17 protein-coding genes are annotated in these 18,395 nt (G+C 70.1%); 6 read left to right on the top strand and 11 right to left on the bottom strand.

Features of this window, described 5'->3' with window-relative positions; genetic code table 11:
- Positions 1 to 22 precede the first annotated feature (22 nt).
- On the top strand, positions 23 to 1,417 hold the full coding sequence (locus ND450_RS27985; protein WP_253321547.1) for a class II fumarate hydratase: 1,395 nt from the start codon (positions 23 to 25) through the stop codon (positions 1,415 to 1,417).
- 51 nt (positions 1,418 to 1,468) lie between these two features.
- On the opposite strand, the gene ND450_RS27990 is transcribed toward ND450_RS27985, so the two are convergent.
- Positions 1,469 to 2,140: a hemolysin III family protein gene (locus ND450_RS27990; protein WP_253321548.1), complete on the bottom strand. Its 672-nt coding sequence runs from the start codon at positions 2,138 to 2,140 to the stop codon at positions 1,469 to 1,471.
- A gap of 77 nt (positions 2,141 to 2,217) precedes the next feature.
- Here ND450_RS27990 and ND450_RS27995 point away from each other — a divergent pair, with 77 nt between their 5' ends.
- On the top strand, positions 2,218 to 3,000 hold the full coding sequence (locus ND450_RS27995; RefSeq protein WP_253321549.1) for an isoprenyl transferase: 783 nt from the start codon (positions 2,218 to 2,220) through the stop codon (positions 2,998 to 3,000).
- A gap of 58 nt (positions 3,001 to 3,058) precedes the next feature.
- Here ND450_RS27995 and ND450_RS28000 read toward each other — a convergent pair whose 3' ends face one another.
- Both ND450_RS28000 and ND450_RS28005 read right to left on the bottom strand, forming a co-directional pair.
- On the bottom strand, positions 3,059 to 3,331 hold the full coding sequence (locus ND450_RS28000; protein WP_089909542.1) for a hypothetical protein: 273 nt from the start codon (positions 3,329 to 3,331) through the stop codon (positions 3,059 to 3,061).
- 88 nt (positions 3,332 to 3,419) lie between these two features.
- Positions 3,420 to 3,689 carry a hypothetical protein gene (locus ND450_RS28005; RefSeq protein WP_089909540.1) on the bottom strand — a complete coding sequence of 90 codons (270 nt, stop codon included), beginning with the start codon at positions 3,687 to 3,689 and terminating at the stop codon, positions 3,420 to 3,422.
- Between the two features lie 229 nt (positions 3,690 to 3,918).
- Between ND450_RS28005 and ND450_RS28010 the strand changes: the two genes are divergently transcribed.
- Together ND450_RS28010 and ND450_RS28015 are read left to right on the top strand one after the other, a co-directional pair.
- Positions 3,919 to 5,169 (top strand): DUF885 domain-containing protein, encoded by a 1,251-nt coding sequence (locus ND450_RS28010; protein WP_253321550.1) that lies wholly within the window; start codon positions 3,919 to 3,921, stop codon positions 5,167 to 5,169.
- A 388-nt stretch (positions 5,170 to 5,557) separates the two neighbouring features.
- The gene (locus tag ND450_RS28015) at positions 5,558 to 6,862 is read left to right on the top strand and encodes a PhoH family protein (protein ID WP_371927791.1); all 1,305 of its coding nucleotides are present in this window, start codon (positions 5,558 to 5,560) and stop codon (positions 6,860 to 6,862) included.
- Positions 6,863 to 6,920: 58 nt separating this feature from the next.
- Here the strand turns inward: ND450_RS28015 and ND450_RS28020 are convergent, their stop codons facing one another.
- The 5 genes from ND450_RS28020 to ND450_RS28040 all read right to left on the bottom strand — a co-directional run bounded on the left by ND450_RS28020 (position 6,921) and on the right by ND450_RS28040 (position 13,273).
- On the bottom strand, positions 6,921 to 7,691 hold the full coding sequence (locus tag ND450_RS28020) for an ABC transporter permease (protein WP_089909534.1): 771 nt from the start codon (positions 7,689 to 7,691) through the stop codon (positions 6,921 to 6,923).
- Positions 7,688 to 8,641: an ABC transporter ATP-binding protein gene (locus ND450_RS28025; RefSeq protein ID WP_253321552.1), complete on the bottom strand. Its 954-nt coding sequence runs from the start codon at positions 8,639 to 8,641 to the stop codon at positions 7,688 to 7,690. Before ND450_RS28025 ends, ND450_RS28020 begins: the two co-directional genes overlap by 4 nt.
- A gap of 4 nt (positions 8,642 to 8,645) precedes the next feature.
- A complete protein-coding gene (locus tag ND450_RS28030; protein ID WP_253321553.1) occupies positions 8,646 to 10,085 on the bottom strand; it encodes a GuaB1 family IMP dehydrogenase-related protein in 1,440 nt (479 codons plus the stop codon).
- Positions 10,086 to 10,323: 238 nt separating this feature from the next.
- Positions 10,324 to 11,106 (bottom strand): GNAT family N-acetyltransferase, encoded by a 783-nt coding sequence (locus ND450_RS28035; RefSeq protein ID WP_253321554.1) that lies wholly within the window; start codon positions 11,104 to 11,106, stop codon positions 10,324 to 10,326.
- Positions 11,107 to 11,743: 637 nt separating this feature from the next.
- Positions 11,744 to 13,273 (bottom strand): ATP-dependent DNA ligase, encoded by a 1,530-nt coding sequence (locus tag ND450_RS28040; RefSeq protein ID WP_253321555.1) that lies wholly within the window; start codon positions 13,271 to 13,273, stop codon positions 11,744 to 11,746.
- Between the two features lie 90 nt (positions 13,274 to 13,363).
- Here ND450_RS28040 and ND450_RS28045 point away from each other — a divergent pair, with 90 nt between their 5' ends.
- Entirely contained in the window at positions 13,364 to 13,516 is a 153-nt protein-coding gene (locus tag ND450_RS28045) for a hypothetical protein (protein ID WP_177229555.1), read from the top strand.
- Here ND450_RS28045 and ND450_RS28050 read toward each other — a convergent pair.
- A complete protein-coding gene (locus ND450_RS28050) occupies positions 13,513 to 14,859 on the bottom strand; it encodes a PLP-dependent aminotransferase family protein (RefSeq protein WP_253321556.1) in 1,347 nt (448 codons plus the stop codon). The genes ND450_RS28045 and ND450_RS28050 overlap by 4 nt on opposite strands.
- Positions 14,860 to 14,906: 47 nt before the next feature.
- Between ND450_RS28050 and ND450_RS28055 the strand changes: the two genes are divergently transcribed.
- Complete coding sequence (locus ND450_RS28055; protein ID WP_089909513.1) at positions 14,907 to 15,785, top strand: DMT family transporter; 879 nt, start codon at positions 14,907 to 14,909, stop codon at positions 15,783 to 15,785.
- A gap of 1 nt (position 15,786) precedes the next feature.
- Here the strand turns inward: ND450_RS28055 and ND450_RS28060 are convergent, their stop codons facing one another.
- A complete protein-coding gene (locus ND450_RS28060; protein ID WP_089910504.1) occupies positions 15,787 to 16,341 on the bottom strand; it encodes a hypothetical protein in 555 nt (184 codons plus the stop codon).
- Positions 16,342 to 16,397: 56 nt separating this feature from the next.
- The gene (locus ND450_RS28065; RefSeq protein ID WP_253321557.1) at positions 16,398 to 18,371 is read right to left on the bottom strand and encodes a thioredoxin domain-containing protein; all 1,974 of its coding nucleotides are present in this window, start codon (positions 18,369 to 18,371) and stop codon (positions 16,398 to 16,400) included.
- Positions 18,372 to 18,395: the final 24 nt, after the last annotated feature.

The raw sequence follows: 18,395 nt of genomic DNA on the forward strand, positions 1-18,395 counted from the left end.
TCGACCATAGAGACTCGATGGCATGTCTGAACAGGAGTACCGCGTCGAGCACGACACGATGGGCGAGGTCCGCGTGCCGGTCGACGCATTGTGGCGCGCCCAAACACAACGCGCGGTCGAGAACTTCCCGATTTCCGGTCGAGGCCTGGAACGCGCCCAGATCCGAGCACTGGGCCTGCTCAAGGCAGCGGCGGCGCGGGTCAACGCCCAGCTCGGCGTCCTCCCCGAAGACGTGGCCTCCGCCATCGCCACCGCGGCCGACGAGGTCGCCGCCGGCCGGTGGGACGCCCACTTCCCGGTCGACGTCTTCCAGACGGGCTCCGGCACGTCGTCGAACATGAACGCCAACGAGGTCATCGCCACCCTCGCCACGAAGGCGCTGGGCCGCGACGTGCACCCGAACGACCACGTCAACGCCTCGCAGTCGTCCAACGACACGTTCCCGACGACCCTGCGCGTGGCCGCCACCGAGGCCGTCGTCACCGACGTGATCCCGTCGTTGCGGCACCTGCTGGAAGTGCTGGAGTCCCGCGCGTCGGAGTGGGCCGACCTGGTCAAGTCGGGTCGCACGCACCTCATGGACGCCGTCCCGATCACGCTGGGCCAGGAGGCGGGCGCCTGGGCGGCGCAGGTCCGCTACTCGGTGGAGCGCCTGCAGGCGTCGATCCCGCGCCTCGCGGAACTCCCGATCGGCGGCACGGCGGTCGGCAGCGGCCTCAACGCGCCCGCCGAGTTCGGTGCCCTGGTAGCGGCCGAACTGGCCTCCGCGACCGACCTCCCGCTGGTCGAGGCCCGCGACCACTTCGAGGCCCAGGCCACCCAGGACGGCGTGGTCGAGATCTCGGGGCAGCTCCGCGCGTCGGCCGTGGCGTTGTTCAAGATCGCCAACGACCTCCGCTGGCTGGGCTCGGGCCCCCGCACGGGCCTCGGCGAACTGGCCCTGCCGGACCTCCAGCCGGGCTCGTCGATCATGCCGGGCAAGGTCAACCCGGTGATCTCCGAGGCCACGATGATGGTCGTCGCCCAGGTCATCGGCAACGACGCCACCGTCGCGTTCGCCGGCTCGCAGGGCAACTTCCAGCTCAACGTGATGCTGCCGGTCATCGCCCGCAACGTCCTGGAGTCCTCTCGCCTGCTCGCCGCCGTCGCCCGCCTGCTCGCGGACAAGGTGCTCGCCGGCACCGAAGCCCAGGCCTCGCGGATGCGGGAGTACGCCGAGTCGTCGCCGTCGATCGTCACGCCCCTGAACCGGTACATCGGGTACGAGGAGGCGGCGTCGATCGCCAAGCAGTCGTTGAAGGAGCGCAAGACGATCCGCGAGGTGGTGCTGGAGCGCGGTCACGTGCCTTCGAAGCTCACCGAGGAGCAGCTGGACGCCGCTCTGGACGTGCTGCACATGGCCCGCGGAGGGCGCTGAAGTGGGAAAGGGGCTCTTCCAGGTGGAAGAGCCCCTTGGAAAGCCGGGAAGCTAGGAGTACATCGCGAGCCAAATGGCGATGTAGTGGCAGATCGCCGCCACCACGGTCGCCGCGTGGAAGAACTCGTGGTACCCGAACACCTGCGGCCACGGGTTCGGCCACCGAGTCGCGTAGAAGACAGCGCCGACGGTGTAAAGAGCCCCACCCACCAGCAACAACACCAAAGCCGCGACCCCGGCGTGGTGCAGCAGCTCGGGCAGCACGAACACCGCGACCCACCCGAGCGCGATGTAGATGGGCACCCCGAGCCACCGCGGCGCGTGCGGCCAGGCCAGCTTCAGCGTCACGCCGAGCAGGGCCCCGATCCACACCACCCACAACACGGTCGAGCCGGTGCCGGGATCCATCGCCAGCAACGCGAACGGCGTGTAGGTGCCGGCGATGAACACGAAGATCATCGAGTGGTCCATGCGCTTCATCCACGTGCGCACGCGGTCGGACTTCCACGTCACGCGGTGGTACAGCGCCGAGACGCCGAAGAGGCCGAGGACTGTCAGGCCGTAGACGGAGGTGGCCAGGGCAGCGCGCGCGGACACCGTGGACGCCGCCAGGGCGATGAGGGTCGCGCCTGTCGCCACCGAGGCGATGAACGACCAGAGGTGCAGCCATCCACGCAGGCGCGGCCGCAGTCCGGGCTGGGGAGGAACGGTCGCAGTGGTCACAGGTCCCTAGGTTACGCGACCGTAGGTTTCCCACCACGCCTCAGTGATGAACTCCGCACGGCGTACGCTGTTCGGACGTGGCACTCCGCACCCGTGTGAAAGACGTCGCTATCCACTTCTACGAGTGGATTCTCCGTCGCGAGCTGAGCGCGACGCCACAGGCTCCCAAGCACGTGGGCGTGGTCCTCGACGGCAACCGCAGGTGGGCCAGGGAGGCCGGGTTCACCGACGTGGCGCACGGGCACAGGGCCGGCGCGCGCAAGATCCTCGAGCTGCTCGACTGGTGCGGTGACGCCAAAGTGGAGGTCGTCACCCTCTGGATGCTGAGCACCGACAACCTGAACCGGGACAACGACGAGCTCGCGCCGTTGCTCGACATCATCGCGGACATCACCGACGAGCTGGCCGAGGACGACAAGCCGTTCCGGATCCGGCACGTCGGCGCGCTCGACATGCTGCCCAGGGAGCACGCCGAGCGCCTCACGAACGCCGCCGCGCGCACCAAGAACCGCACGGGCATCCAGGTCAACGTCGCCGTCGCGTACGGCGGGCGGCAGGAGATCGCGGACGCGGTCCGCAAGTTGCTGCAGGCGCACGCGGAGCGGGGCGGCACCATCGAGGAGCTGGCCGAGGTCCTCGACGTCGACCACATCGCCGAGCACCTCTACACGTCCGGGCAGCCCGACCCCGACCTGATCATCCGCACGTCCGGTGAGCAGCGGCTCTCCGGTTTCATGCTGTGGCAGTCGGCGCACTCGGAGTTCTGGTTCTGCGAGGCCTACTGGCCCGGTTTCCGGCGCACCGACTTCCTGCGGGCCATGCGCGAGTACGCCAAGCGCCACCGCCGTTACGGCAGCTGAGACGCCGAAGGGGCGCCCACCGCGAGGTGAGCGCCCCTTCAACTGCCGGAAGGCGGGATCAGTCGTCCCAGCCCCAGTTCCAGTCGTCGCCGTCGACGATGCCGCCGGCCGCGCAGGTCTCGGTGATGGAGGGCGAGTTCACCGGAACCGCCGCGCCGAGCACACCGACGTTGTTGCCGCACACGCCGGCGGTCACGTTCAGGTTGTTGGAGTTGCCCGCGACGAGCAGCGGAGCGTTGTTCCAGTGGTAGCCGGGGTCGGCCATCGCCGGCGAACCAACGGCAAGGAAAGCGGCAGCGACAGCGAGAGCTGCGCCGGTCTGCTTCAGCACGATTTTCTCCTCATGAAGGTTTAACTTGAGGTAAAACGATCTGGGGGCGCCAAGAATGACGCCCCCAAATTCAGAACGAAGAGGGAGATCAGCCCTCGTCGACGATGCCGCCGGCAGCGCAGGTGCCGGTGATCGACGGGGAGTTGATCGGCACGGCGGCGCCGAGAACGCCGACGTTGTTGCCGCAGGCGCCGACGGTGCCGTTGACGTTGTTGCCGTTCAGGAGGACCAGCAGGGGGCCGTTCGACCAGTGGTAACCGTGGCCGTGGCCCTCGTGGCCCTCGCCGGCCATGGCGGCCGGGGCGAACGCGAGCGACAGCGCGGCTGCGGCGGCAACCACGGCACAAGCCTTCTTCATGTGATTCTCCTTCATGTCGGGTTATCCCCGTCATTTCCGGAGTCTTCGGGGATCTCCGGAGCGGTGGGGTCTCCGGGCGGAAACGCTATAGGTGTTGATCGCAATCGGCCGCACGAGTGACACCATTGTGTGACGGCAAGATCAACAACATTCCCCGATCAGGTGGTCGTCGATTCACGGTTCGGTCGCGGGTAAGACGCTGTGGTAGACGCCCTAAGCTCTCCGACTCATGGACGCTGACGAGCTCGTACGCGGATATCTGGTGCTGGGGCTGCGGCTCGGGCGCCTGGTTCCCGGGTTCGTCGACTCGTTCACCGGCGACCCGGCGCTGAGCCGCTCCGTCGACAACGAACCGCGCCTGCACCCCAGGGCGCTGGGCGAGCACGCCCGGCTGCTGATCAGGGAACTCCCCGGCACCGACCTGGCCGACCAGCGCAAACAGTTCCTCGAGGGGCACCTGAGGGCCCTGGAGTGCACGGCGCGCAAGCTCGACGGGCAGCGGGTCTCGTTCGTCGACGAGGTGCAGCAGTACTTCCAGGTGCGCATCCGGCCCGGCGACGAGGACGCGTACGCGCAGGCCCACCGCAAGCTCGACGCGGTCCTCGAAGGCCCCGGCACGCTCACCGACCGCCTCACGGCGTTCCGCACGGCCGACGAGGTGCCCGCGCGCAGGCTCCAGGGCGCCGTGCAGGCCCTCTCCAGCGCCCTGCGGGACCGCGTGCGCCAGAAGTACGCGCTGCCCGAGCAGGAGATCGTCGAGTACCAGGTCGTGACGAACAAGCCGTGGAGCGGCTTCAACTACTACCTGGGCGGCTACCGCAGCCGCGTCGCCGTGAACGCCGACCTCGGCCACCGCATGTCGAATTTGCCGCACCTGGTCGCGCACGAGTCCTACCCCGGCCACCACACCGAGCACTGCCGCAAGGACGCGGGCCTGGTCGCGAAGCGCGGCCACGCGGAGCAGTCCATCTTCCTGATCAACACGCCCCAGTGCCTGATGGCCGAGGGCATGGCGGACCTCGGCCTGCACGCCGCCGTCGGACCCGGCTGGGGCCGGTGGACGGAGCAGATCTTCGGCGACCTGGGGTTGCGAATGGACGGCGAACTGTCCGAAAAGGTCGAGGCGGCGGCATCGGGCCTGCTCACGGTCCGGCAGGACGCCGCCCTGCTGCTACACGATCGTGGTGCGGACCAGGATGACGTGGTTGCGCATCTGCGCAGGTGGCTGCTAGTTCCGGACCGCCGCGCACGGCAGATGGTTCGTTTCCTGGCGGATCCGCTGTGGCGCGCGTACACGACGACATACGTCGAAGGAGTGCGTCTCGTGCGGGCGTGGCTCGACGTCCGGGCGCCCGGCGAATCGCTCGACTCCCGATACCTGAGACTTCTCGACGAGCCCCTCACGCCGAAATCACTCGAATCCCAGGTGAGGGACGGAGTGTCGTGGCTCGCCCGCAACGCCCACGAGAACACCATCTGACCAGCTGAAACACGGAAGCGGTCACGTTTCGGGTTGTTGTCCGGAAGATGACAAATTCGGATTCACCTGTGTGGCTTCGTGCCTTTGGGGCACTTCCACAGGTAACTTCGAAAGCGGCGGGACGCGACCACTGCGGACCGCGCAGGGAGGCTCTGATCGTGGCAGAAAACGTCGCGAGGGGGCCGGCACCCGGCCCTCGTGGTCGACCTGCCTGACGCCGCACCGGCGGAAGGCGAGACGACCGATCAGGGTGGTGCCTGGCCCAGCGAGGAGCGGACGCGGGTGCCGCGTTCGTGAGGGAGTTGCCGTGAACGCACGACGTCCCGCGAGCCGTACCTCAGGCTCATCGCGCAGTTCTTCCTCCCGGCGCAAGTCCGCCGCACCGGCCATCACGACATATGTGCTGGACACGTCGGTACTGCTGTCCGATCCCCTCGCCCCCACCCGGTTCGCGGAGCACGAGGTCGTGCTCCCGCTCGTGGTGATCAGCGAGCTGGAGGGCAAGCGCCACCACCCCGAACTGGGCTGGTTCGCGAGGGAAGCCCTGCGCCTCCTCGACGACCTGCGCTTGCGGCATGGTCGCCTCGATTCGCCGGTTCCCATCGGGGACCTGGGAGGCACCTTGCACGTCGAGCTCAACCACTCCGACCAGGAGGTGTTGCCATCAGGTTTCCGAACGGACTCCAACGACGCCCGAATCCTCGCCTGCTCCCTCAACCTCGCTGCTGAGGGGCGCAACGTCACCCTGGTGACGAAGGACATGCCGCTGCGGGTCAAGGCCGGATCGGTCGGCCTGCCGGCGGAGGAGTACCGGGCGCACGACGTCACCCTGTCCGGCTGGACGGGGATGTCCGACATGGACGTTCCCCAGTCCCTCGTGGACGGCCTGTTCAAGGAAGGCGTCGTCGACCCCACCCAGTACGAGGACCTGGAGCACATCGCCGAACTGCCCTGCCACACCGGAATCCGGTTGCTGGCGGGCACGTCGAGCGCTCTGGGCCGGGTGACCGCGGACAAGCAGATCAGGCTGGTGCGCGGAGATCGGGAGGCGTTCGGACTGCACGGGAGGTCCGCGGAACAGCGGATCGCCCTGGACCTGCTGCTGGACTCCGAAGTCGGCATCGTCTCGCTGGGCGGACGTGCGGGCACCGGCAAGTCGGCACTGGCGCTGTGCGCCGGTCTCGAAGCCGTGATGGAGCGCAGGCAGCACCGCAAGGTCGTGGTCTTCCGGCCGTTGTACGCGGTCGGCGGCCAGGAGCTCGGTTACCTGCCGGGCAGTGAGAACGAGAAGATGGGGCCGTGGGCGCAGGCGGTGTTCGACACCCTCGGCGCACTGGTGAGCCAGGCGGTCGTGGAAGAGGTGATGGACCGCGGAATGCTCGAGGTCCTGCCCCTCACCCACATCCGCGGCCGTTCGCTGCACGACTCCTTCGTGATCGTCGACGAGGCGCAGTCGTTGGAGCGCAACGTGTTGCTGACCGTGCTGTCGCGTCTGGGCAGCAACTCGCGGGTGGTGCTGACGCACGACGTGGCGCAGCGCGACAACCTGCGGGTCGGTCGGCACGACGGCGTGGCGGCGGTGATCGAGAAGCTGAAGGGCCACCCGCTCTTCGCCCACGTCACCCTGACGCGCTCGGAGCGTTCGCCGATCGCGGCCCTCGTCACCGAGATGCTGGAGGACTACGCCTCCTAGTGTCGTTGTGAGAACGGCCCCGCGCTTTCGTTGCGCGGGGCCGTTTTCTCGTGGGGTTCTAGTCCAGGGCTCGCTTCATGAAGCCCCGCAGGCCGAGCCCGCCGAAGCCCGCGATCGCGACGACGAGCACCAGCAGCACGATCGGCAACGGGATGTGCGGCACGTCCGGCACCAGTTCCGCGCGCATGCCCTCGCTCACGTACGTCAGCGGGTTGAGCGCGCAGACCACCTTGAACCACAACAGGTCGTCGCTGAGCGACCGCCACGGGAACTGCGCGGACCCGGTGAACAGGATCGGCGTGAGGATCACCGCGAACATCACGTTCACCCGGCGCGCGGGCACCGACGTGCCGATGACCAGGCCGACGCTGCCGCCCGCGAGACAGCCGAGGACGATCACCAGCAGTGCGCCGGGAATCCCCGACCACGCCCAGGAGACGTCGAGCATGACGAACCCGACGGGCACCATCAGCACGGCCGCGAAGAAGCCGCGGATCGCGCCGAACACGATCTTCTCCACCGCGACGAGCGGGATGGAGATCGGCGCGAGCAGCCGGTCCTCGATCTCGCGCGTCCAGGAGAAGTCGAGCACCAGTGGCAGCGTCGTGTTCTGCAGCGCGCCCAGGAACCCGTTCATCGCGATGATGCCCGGTAACAACACCTGCGCGAAGTCGTCCTGCACGTAGCCGATGTCCCCCAGCACCTTCGCGAAGATGAAGAGGATGAAGAACGGCTGGATGATCACCTGCGCTAGGAAGCTCGGCAGTTCGCGGCCCGTGACGAAGACGTCGCGCCACAGGATCGCCCGGAACGTCGTCAGCTGGCTCACCGGAGCTCCCTCCCGGTCAGGTGGATGAAGACGTCCTCGAGGCTGGGCTTGCCGATCGCGACGTCGCTGACCGTGACGTCGAGGTCCCGCAGGACGTTCAGCACGGCCGGCAGTGTGATCGCGGTGTCGGCGTCGGTGTAGACGCGGAACATGTTCCCGACCTCCTCGACCCGCTGTGCTCCGTCCACTTCGGACAGCACCTGGGTGATCTTGGCGGAGTCGTGGCCGTTCGGGCTCACCGAGACGCTGACCGTGTTGCTGCCCGGCAGGTTCTTGGTGAGCTCGTCCGGGGTGTCGAGGGTGAGCAGCTTGCCGTGGTCGACGATGCCGACGCGGTCGCACAGCTTGGTGGCCTCGTCCATGTCGTGCGTGGTGAGCACGACCGTGACGCCGTCCGCGTGCAGTGCCGCGACGCGTTCGTGGACGAAGAGCCGGGCCTGCGGGTCGAGTCCGGTGCTCGGTTCGTCGAGGAACAGGACCCTGGGCCGGTGCATCAGCGCGCGGGCGATCATCAGCCGCTGCGCCTGGCCGCCGGACAACGTGTCGACGAGCGCGTTCTGGTGGTCCTTGAGGCCCATCCGCTCGATGATGTCGTCGGCGAGCCGCTGACGTTCCTTCGGCCCGATGCCGTGGTAGGCCGCGTGGAACAGCAGGTTCTGCCGCGCGTTGAGCGAGCGGTCGAGGTTGTTGCGCTGCGGCACGACGGCGAGCAGCTGCCGCGCGCGCTTCGAGTCGGCCACCACGTCGACGCCCTCCACGAGCGCCTGCCCCGAGGTGGGGCGGACGCGCGTGGTGAGGACGCCGACCGTGGTCGTCTTGCCCGCGCCGTTGGGCCCGAGCAGTCCGAAGACCTCACCGCGGCGGACGTCGAAGCTCAGTCCGTCCACCGCAGGCTTTTGTCCTGTTTTATAGACTTTGCGGAGATCTCTCACCGAGACCGCTTCGTCCACTTTCTCACCATCCCCCTGGCAACGGCCTTCCTTCCGCGAATCCGGCGGCGGACTGGATGCCGAGCACAGACTTGTCGTGGAATTCCTCCAGCGAGGTCGCACCGGCATACGTGCAGGCCGAGCGAACGCCGGACGTTATCGCATCCAGCAGATCCTCCACGCTCGGACGCACCGGGTCCAAGCGCATTTTCGACGTCGAGATGCCTTCTTCGAACAGCCCCTTCTTGGCCCGTTCGAACGCGTTGTCCCCTCGCGTCCGCGCCGTCACGGCACGCTTCGACGCCATTCCGAAGGATTCTTTGTAGAGGTTCCCGCGCTCGTCCCGCTGCAGATCGCCTGGAGACTCGTACGTCCCCGCGAACCAGCTGCCGACCATGACGCTGCTGGCACCGGCGGCGAGGGCCAGAGCCACGTCGCGAGGGTGCCGCACGCCGCCATCGGCCCACACGTGCTTGCCGAGCCTGCGCGCCTCCGCGGCGCACTCGGCCACCGCGCTGAACTGGGGCCTGCCGACACCGGTCATCATCCGCGTCGTGCACATCGCGCCGGGCCCGACACCGACCTTGACGATGTCCGCGCCGGCCTCGACCAGGTCCCGCACGCCCTCGGCGGTCACGACGTTGCCGGCCGCCACCGGCACACCGGGGTTCGCGTCCTTGACGGCCCTGAGAGCCGCGATCATCTTCTCCTGGTGCCCGTGCGCGGTGTCGACGACGAGCACGTCCACCCCGGCCTTGACCAGCGCCTCGGCCTTGGCCCGCACGTCCCCGTTGACCCCGACGGCCGCGGCGACCCGCAGCTTCCCGTCGTCGTCCGTGGCCGGCTTGTAGACCTCGGCCCGCAACGCCGTCAGCTCGGTCAGCACGCCCCGCAGCCGAAGCGCCTCGTCCACGCCGAGCGCGACCTTGTGCGCGCTGTGGTGCAGCTCGTCGAACACGTCCTGCGGCCGCGAGTCGAGCGACAGCTTCAGCACGTCGGTGTTCATGACGTCGCCGAGCCGCGCGAACCGGTCGACCCCGGTGAGCGCCGCCTCGTCGACGACCCCGAGCGGCCGCCCGCCGTCGTCCACGACCACGACGGCCCCGTGCGCCCGCTTGTGCAGCAGGTTCCACGCGTCCGCGACCGCGTCACCCGTGGTGAGCGTCAACGGCGTGTCCCACACGGGGTGCCGCTCCTTGACCCACGAGATGATCTCCGCGACGGCCTCGGTCGGCACGTCCTGCGGGATGACGACGAGCCCGCCGCGCCGCGCGATGGTCTCGGCCATCCGGCGCCCGGCCACCGCCGTCATGTTCGCGACGACGATCGGGATCGTGGCCCCGGTGCCGTCCGAGGTGGAGAGGTCGACGCCGAACCGCGACTCCACGGCACTCCGGCCGGGCACGAGGAACACGTCGTCGTAGGTCAGGTCGTAAGAGGGTCGATGCCCTTCGATGAACCGCACGTGCTTCCACGCTACCCGCAGCGTCTCATCTGGGCACTGAGCCCGCCCGCCCCCCGCGCTTCCTCACCTTGCGGAACGATGAAAATCCGGTTCTGGTTCCCGTCTGTCCACAGCTTATCGGCCTGGACGTCTCCGCAGGTCAGGACGCCTGCAACCTGTGGACAACTCGCGATCTTGCGGCGCTTGTCGTCCGCTCGTCGTCAACGCCCGCGGTCCGCCGGGCCGCTCCCGCGCGAGTTCACCGGGGGTTCCAGACGTAGCCGGTGGTCGTGGTGACCGGCACGAAGCCGAGCCGCTCCAGGATCGGCCGGCTGTCCTCGGTGGCGTCGACCTGCAGGTACTTGACGCCGCGCTCGACGGCCAGCCGGGCCCGGTACGCCACCAGAGCGCGGTAGATGCCCTTGCCGCGCCACTCGGGCAGCGTGCCGCCACCCCACAGACCAGCGAACTCCGTGCCCGCCACGACCTCGATGCGCGAGGACGACACGATCAGGTTGTTCGCCTCCGCGAGCACCGCGACGACGTTCGGGTCGTCCGCCTTCTCGAGCAGGCGGTCGATCAGCCAGTCGTGCCCGCGCCCGAACACCGTCGTGGCCGTGAGCGCGAGCCGGTGCACGTCCGCCACGCCTCTCGCCTCCCGCACGACGATGCCGTCGAGCTCGACCGGCCGCGCCATCTCCTCGGCCAGGCCGACCAGCACGGTCTCGCGCCCCTCGGACTCGAACCCGGCCGCCTCCAGCCGTCCGGGCAGGTCGGCGGGGGTGTCGTGGCCCCACGTCTTCCACTCGACGCTCTGCCCGCGCTCCGTGAAGAAGTCGCGTTGCCGGGCGATGAGGTCGTCCAGGTCGGAGCCGCTGACGCCCAGGTCGGGCGGGCCCGCCACGAACCCCCGCCGCTGCGGCCAGGTCACCCGGAACACGGGGCCGTCGCGGTGGACGACGGCGTCGGGCTCGGGGAACGTCCACTCGGCGGAGCGGACTTGGGTGTCGAAGGCGCTGAGCAGCGCGGAGGCGTCGGGCACCGGGCGACGCTAGTGGTGTGGGCGGGTCGGCCGCACGCGGATTTGCGCCGTTCGAGGCGGTGCCGGGAGGCGCGGGGCTGTCGGTGGGGGCAAATGGCGGGGGTGGCCGGATGGCCGTGTGGTGGTCAGGCGACTGGGTTGGTGGTGTGGTGGGCAGCCAGCCGAGGGCTCGGTCGTGCGGTGCGCACGCAGCAACGGGATCGGGTCGTGCGGTGAGCACGCAACGAGGAGCCCAGGCGTGCGGTGAGCACGCAACGAGGAGCCCGGGCGTGCGGTGAGCACGCAACGAGGAGCCCGGGCGTGCGGTGAGCACGCAACGAGGAGCCCGGGCGTGCGGTGAGCACGCAACGACGGGCCTGGGCGTGCGGTGCGCACACAGTAAGGGGCTCGGCCTTGTGGTGAGCACGCAGCAGAGGGCTCGTTCGTGCGGTAAGCACGCAGCCACGGGCCCGGCCGTGGGGTGGGCAGCCCGCAGGGCCGGTTCGTGATGGGCCGGCGGGCAGTCGCGTGGTGGGCAGGCGGACCCGGACCGAGACGGGTCCGGGCTCCGCTCGTCCCGCCGCGGGGCGAGTCGGCCCCTCCGGATTCGGCTCAGGCGGACGTGCGCCAGCCACGTCCCGGGCGCGCCGGCGACCGGTCAGGCCTCCTGCTGCGACTGGGCGGTCGGCAGGAGCGCCCTCACCTCCTCGATCGTCGTCGCCTCCGACGGGTCCTTGTCCGGGCGGTAGCGCACGACGCGGGCGAACCGCAGCGCCACGCCGCCGGGGTAGCGCGGCGAGACCTGGACGCCGTCGAGTTCGATCTCGATGACCAGTTCCGGGCGGACCGTCACCACCCAGTCGTTCTGCTCGGTGGCGATCTGCTGGAGGGCCTCGGTCTGCCACTTGAGCAGGTCGTCGGTGAGGCCCTTGAAGGTCTTGCCGACCATCACGGGTGGGCCGCCGTCCGGGTCGCGGGCGCCCAGGTGCAGGTTCGACAGCCAGCCGCGGCGGCGGCCGCTGCCCCATTCGACGCCGAGCACCACCAGGTCGAGGGTGTGGACGGGCTTCACCTTCTGCCAGGCTCGGCCTCGGCGGCCCGCGGCGTAGGGCGAGGCGAGCGACTTCACCATCACGCCCTCGTGGCCCGCGGACAGCGACGCCGTCACCACGTCCGCCGCCTGCTCCGGTGTCGGGTCCTGGACGCCGGGGATGACGTGTTCGCCCGCCACCCGGCGCAGGGCGGTGAGGCGGTCGCGGAGCGGGTCGTCGAGCAGGTCCTGGCCGTCGAGGTGCAGGCAGTCGAAGAAGTACGGGTGCAGGAGCAGCTCGCGTTCGTCCTGCGCGCCGAAGCGGCTCATCGTCTCCTGGAACGGGCGGGGTCTGCCCTCGTCGGTCAGCGCCAGTGTCTCGCCGTCGAGCACCACGGAGGTGCACGGCAGGCCGCGGACCAGTTCGACGAGTTCCGGCACCGTCTTGGTGATCTCGCGCAGCGTGCGCGTGTAGACGTGGACCTCGTCGCCGGCTCGGTGCACCTGGATGCGGGCGCCGTCGAGCTTGTGCTCGACCACGCAGCTGCCGAGTTCGGTGAGCGCCTCGTCCAGCGACTCCGCCGGGGAGGCGAGCATGGGGCGCAGGGGGCGGCCGACCTCCAGCCGGATCGCTTCCAGGGCCGTCGCGCCGCCGTCCAGCGCCGCGACCGCCGTCTCGGGCAGGCGGCCGGACAGCATGAACGCCCGCCGCACAACCTCGCCCGGCACGTCCGCGGCGGAGGCGATGGCGTCCAGCATCACGCCCTCCAGGGCGCCCTGGCGGAGCTCGCCGGTGAGCAACCGGCGTAAGAAGTCCTGCTCCGCTTCTGTCGAGCGCTTGAACAGCGCCGTCAGCAGGTCGACCCGGCGTTGCGCCGAGCCCTTGCCGGACGTCGTGGCCACCTCGGCGAGCGCGGCGTCGACCTCGGCGATCGTCAGCTCGGCGTGGGCGGTGGGCGGCACGGCCAGGTCGACGACGGTGCGCCAGCCCGTGCCGATGCGACCCTGCCGCGGTGTGCCTATGAGGAACGACACGACCGCGACCACCACATCCGCCGTCGCCGAGCGCAGCAACGCCGACAGCGCCTTGACCTTGGCCAGGCGCGACCGGGTCGCCGCCACGGCGGCTGACGTGTCGACCACTTCGGATAGGAGCACGTGTTCATGGTGCACCCGCGCACTGACAATTTCTGGAGGAGCGGGTTAGGCTGCCTCGGTCAACCGTTCTACCTGGGGGTTTACCGAACCGTGAACGCAATCAAGATCGCTGCCGCCGCTCTGCTGTTCGCCGCCGTCGCCGTGACGGCCCTGAACGGGGCCGCGTCCGGCACCGACCGCGAGCACATCATGAGCGAGCCCCGCGAGCACATCATGGGCACCGACCGCGAGCACATCCTTTAGGCGGCGGCAGCGATCTCCCTGACCGCCTCCCGCAGGCGGTCGGGGGTGAGCGCGGCATACCCCACCACGAGGCCCGGCCATGTGGGCGTGCGCGTGTACTGCGCCAACGCCCAGACGTTCACGCCACGGTCCGCAAGACTGCTCTTCAACGCGAGGTCGTCGGTCCCGTCCGGCATGCGCAGCACGACGTGCAGCCCGGCCGCGACACCGATGGGCTGCCACGCGGGCAGATGCTCCGCAACGGCATCCAGCAGCGCGTCACGCCTCTTGCGGTAGAGCGCGCGCGTACGGCGCAGATGCCGGTCGTAGCCGCCTGTCCGCAGCAGGTGTGCGAACGCGGCTTGAGGGATCGTGCCCGTGCCCATGTCGTTGTACTGCTTGCGTTGCACGATGCTCTCGCGCAGGCGTTCGGGCACCACGAGCCAGCCCAGCCTGAGCGCGGGCGCCAGCACTTTGCTCGTCGTGCCCTGGTAGACGACGTGCTCGGGTGCGAGCGCCTGCAACGCCCCCAGCGCCGGCCGGTCGTAGCGGTGCTCGGCGTCGTAGTCGTCTTCGATGATCAACGCGTCCCGCTCGCGCGCCCAGTCGACGAGGGCCCGCCTCCGCTCCGGGTGCAGCACCACGCCCAGCGGGAACTGGTGTGCGGCGGTGACCAGCACCGCCTTGCAGTCCGTTGTGGACAGAAGGTCGACGCGGATCCCCTTGTCGTCCACCGGGATCGGCACGGTGTGAAGTCCGTGCGAGCGCAGCATGTTCTCGCCGCCGAAGTGGCTCGGCTCCTCGATCGCGATGCTGCCGCCCAGGACCCTCGCGGTGAGTTGCAGACCGTCCGCGGAGCCGTTGGTGATCACGGCGTCCTTCGCGACGACCGCCCGCACCCGCGCCAGGTAGTCGACGACCTCCTTGCGCAGCCCCGCGAAACCGGCGGGGTCGGGGTAGGCGAGGTCGTCGTCGGGGAGCTCGGCGAGCGCCGCCCGGTGGGCCGCCACCCACTCGGCGCGGGGGAACGCGCCCAGCGCGGGCAGGCCGGGCCGCAGGTTGTACCGCCACCGCGGCGGCGGTTCGGGCACACCGCTGTCCCCGGCGGGGCCGAGGCTCGCGACCGTCGTCCCCGACCCGCGCCGCGTGGTCAGGTACCCCTCCGCGACGAGCTGCGTGTACGCCGAGGTCACGGTGCCGCGCGCCACGTCGAGCTGCGCGGCCAGGTCCCGGCTCGACGGCAGCCGCGTGCCGGGCGGGAGCCGCCCGTCCCGGATCGCCCGGCGCAGTTCGGCCTCCACGCCTCGGCGCCGCTGGTGTCCCGGCAGCAGCAGCTCGCGGAAAGTGGACCAGTTCGTGGTCATTGAAGTGGAGCTTAAACCTGGACCAGTTCGGCGCAAGGCTTCGAGGCATGAAACTCGGGGTGGCCGCGGGAGCGACAGCGGCAACGATCGTCGGAGCGTCGGTGCCCGTCACGGGGATGCTGGAGGGCTACCCGGTGCTGACCGGTCAGGCCATGCGCTACGCCCTCGGCGCGGCCGTGTTGCTGCTGGTGGCACGCCGTCTGCCGATGCCGTCGTGGCGTGATCTGCCGCCACTGCTCGGCGTGGTCGTCACGGGCATGCTCGGCTTCAACGCCCTGCTCATCGCCGCTCAGCAGTACGCGGAACCGGGCTTCGTGGCCGCCGTCATGGGCGGCTCGCCCGTCGCACTGGCGCTGCTCTCCCGCAAGCGCACCACATCTGCCGTGGTGGGTGCCGTGGTGGTGGCGGCAGGCATCGTGCTGTTGTCCGGCGGTGGCTCGTGGCACGGTCCCGGCCTTGTGCTGGCGTTGCTCACGATGGCCGGCGAGGTCTGTTTCACGCTGTTCGCCGTGGGTGTCGTACGGCGCCTTGGTGTGCTCGGTGTGGCCACTTGGACCTGCATCCTCGCGACGGTGATCGGCGCGGTGCTCGGCACGTTCGTCGGCGGCTGGCAGGTGCCCACTCCCCGGCAGGGCTTCGCGCTCGCGCTGCTGGCCGTGGTGGTGACGGCGCTGGCCTTCGGACTTTGGTACTTCGCCGTGAACCGCCTGGGCTCCGACCGCGCGGGCGTGCTCATCGGGCTGATGCCGGTGTCCGGGCTCGCGACTTCCGTCTTGCTGGGCGTGCAGGAACTGACGCTGGTGTCGGTTCTCGGTGTCACCACGGTCGCGCTCGGGTGCGTCATCGGCCTCAGGACGGGAACGAGCCGGCCGGACGCGAGCCGGGAGAGGTCCGGCGAACCCCTCCCGACCGCGACCGCCCTCTGACTCAGGCCAGATCAGGCCCCTGCGAACGAAGATCGTCCACACGCGACATGGCGTCGCGCAGCTCACCGAGCCACGAGTCGGCGTGCTCGCCCACCAGGCGCACGGCCCACGCCAGTGCGTCTGCCCGTGAGCGGGCCACGCCGGCGGCCACCAGCGTGTCGAGCACCTGGCGTTCCGGCTGGCGCAGGCGCGTCATGACCGGCACGGCCAGGTGCGTGAACAGCTCGCGCGTGCCGCCCTGCACCGCGCCCCACGCGACCTTGCGGCCGTAGCGGTGCTCGGCCTGGCGCGCGATCTCGATGCGTTCGTCGCGGGTCTCCTCGCGCCAGCGCGAGATGCGACCGGACTCGGCCGCGGCGCGCGAGGCGTCGTCGAACTCGCCCTCCAGGTCGGGGAGCGTGCCGACGACCGTGATCTCCTCGCGGTCGACGACCACCTCCGCCGCGCCCGTGAACCAGCCGTCCGGGAGCCTGCCCGCGAACCAGGCCGCCGCGTCGTCGGCCGGGGGCAGGTCAGCCTGCTGCCACCCGCCCCTTCCTCGCCATCCACGTCCCATTTCGACCATCCCTGATTACATGATTACGTCGTTACCGACGTTACGCCTGCAATCAGCTAGGAGGCGTTCGCCGTCAGCGAAGTGACCAGGGCTTCTTCCGTGACGACCGGCCGGTCGCAGACGTAGCCGCGGCACACGTAAGCCGCCGGGCCCTCGTCGACCAACGGCCGGTCTTCCAGCAACGGCACGGAGGCGGGCTCTCCGGCCACGACGACGCCGCCTCCGGGCACATGAGCCACCGCCGCCGCCCACAGCGACGCACGGCGCGAGTCGTCGGCACCCACCACGGCCACCTGCAACGGTCCCGCGACCAGCGCTTCGGCGACCGTCAGCCAGTGCCCGGCGAACCGAGGGGCCCGCGCCGCCAGCAGCCCCGCACGGGTCACGGCGGCCACAGCCGCTTCGTAGTAGCGCGAGGAACGGTCGGCGCCGGACAGCAGGGACGCCGTCAGCAGGGCCGAGGCCAGCGAGGACGCGCCCGAAGGCGACGCGTTGTCGGTCGAGTCGGCGGGGCGCCGTACGAGCGCTTCGGCGTCGTCAGCGGTGTCGTAGTAGGCGCCTGGAGAGTCCGGCACGGCGAACCGTGCGAGAGCGGTGTCCAGGAGCCCGCACGCCAGGTCGAGCCACCGGATCGAGCCGGTGACCTGGTGCAACGCCAGCAGCCCGTCGGCGAGGCAACCGTAGTCCTCCAGCACGCCGAACGACGGGCCCGCCGCGCCGTCGCGGGAGGTGCGCAGCAGCCGCCCCTCGACCAGGTGCACCGAGGCCAGCAACGACGCCGCCTCCCCGGCCGCCGCGATCCACGCCGGTTCCCCGAAGAACGCGCCCGCCTCGGCCAGCGCGGCGATCGCCATGCCGTTCCAGGAGGCGATGACCTTGTCGTCACGGCCGGGCTGCGGTCGCAGGGCCCGCTTGGCCAGCAACGACGCCCGCACCTGCTCCCCCGGTTCCGACACGAACCCCAGCGTCGACCTGCCGTCCTCGAAGTTCGGCTCGGCGGTCACGCCGAAGGCCGCGGCGGCCTCCCCCAGTTCCTCGTACGTCCACACGTAGGTCAGGCCCTCGACGCCGTCGGTGTCCGCGTCCAGCGAGGCCGCGAACCCGCCTTCGGGCGTGCGCAGGTCCCGCAGCAGGAACGCCGCCGTGTCCCGCGCCACCCGTTCGTAGCGCTCCGACCGCGTCACCCGCGTCAGGTGCGTGTAGAAGCGCAGCAGCAAAGCGTTGTCGTACAACATCTTCTCGAAGTGCGGCACGACCCACGACGCGTCGACGCTGTAGCGCGCGAACCCGCCGCCGAGCTGGTCGTACATGCCGCCGTCGGCCATCGCGTCGGCCGTCGAGGTGGCCATCGACACCGCCTCGACCGACCCGGTGCGTTCGTGGTGGCGCAGCAGGAACTCGAGCACCATCGACGGCGGGAACTTCGGCGCGCCACCGAATCCTCCGTTGCGGCGGTCGAACTCGCCCAGCAACGACACCACGGCGCCCGCCAGCGCGTCCGAGTCCACAGCGGACGGTGGCAGCGGAGCCGCGTGGCGCGAGATCTCCTCCACTACGGCCGAGGCGGACTCCAGGATCTCGTCCGGCCGCGCGGTCCACGTCGCCGACACGGCCTCGATGAGCTGCGTGAACGACGGCATGCCCGGCCGTGGCGACGGCGGGTAGTAGGTGCCCGCGTGGAACGGCCGCGCGTCCGGCGTGAGGAACACCGTCATCGGCCACCCGCCGTGGCCCGTCATGGCCTGCGTGACCTCCATGTACACGGCGTCGACGTCCGGGCGTTCCTCGCGATCCACCTTCACCGGCACGAAGTTCTCGTTGAGGTACGAGGCGACTTCCGCGTCCTCGAACGACTCGTGCGCCATCACGTGGCACCAGTGGCAGGCCGCGTAGCCGACGGACAGCAGCACCGGCACGTTGCGCCGCCGGGCCTCCTCGAACGCCTCCTCGGACCACGGCCACCAGTCGACCGGGTTGTCCGCGTGCTGCAGCAGGTAGGGGCTGGTCGCGTCCGCGAGTCGGTTCGCCATACCGGCAGCCTAATTCGCCTGCGG

This window comes from Lentzea sp. HUAS12, assembly GCF_024125735.1.
GTDB classification, from domain to species: Bacteria; Actinomycetota; Actinomycetes; order Mycobacteriales; family Pseudonocardiaceae; genus Lentzea; species Lentzea albida.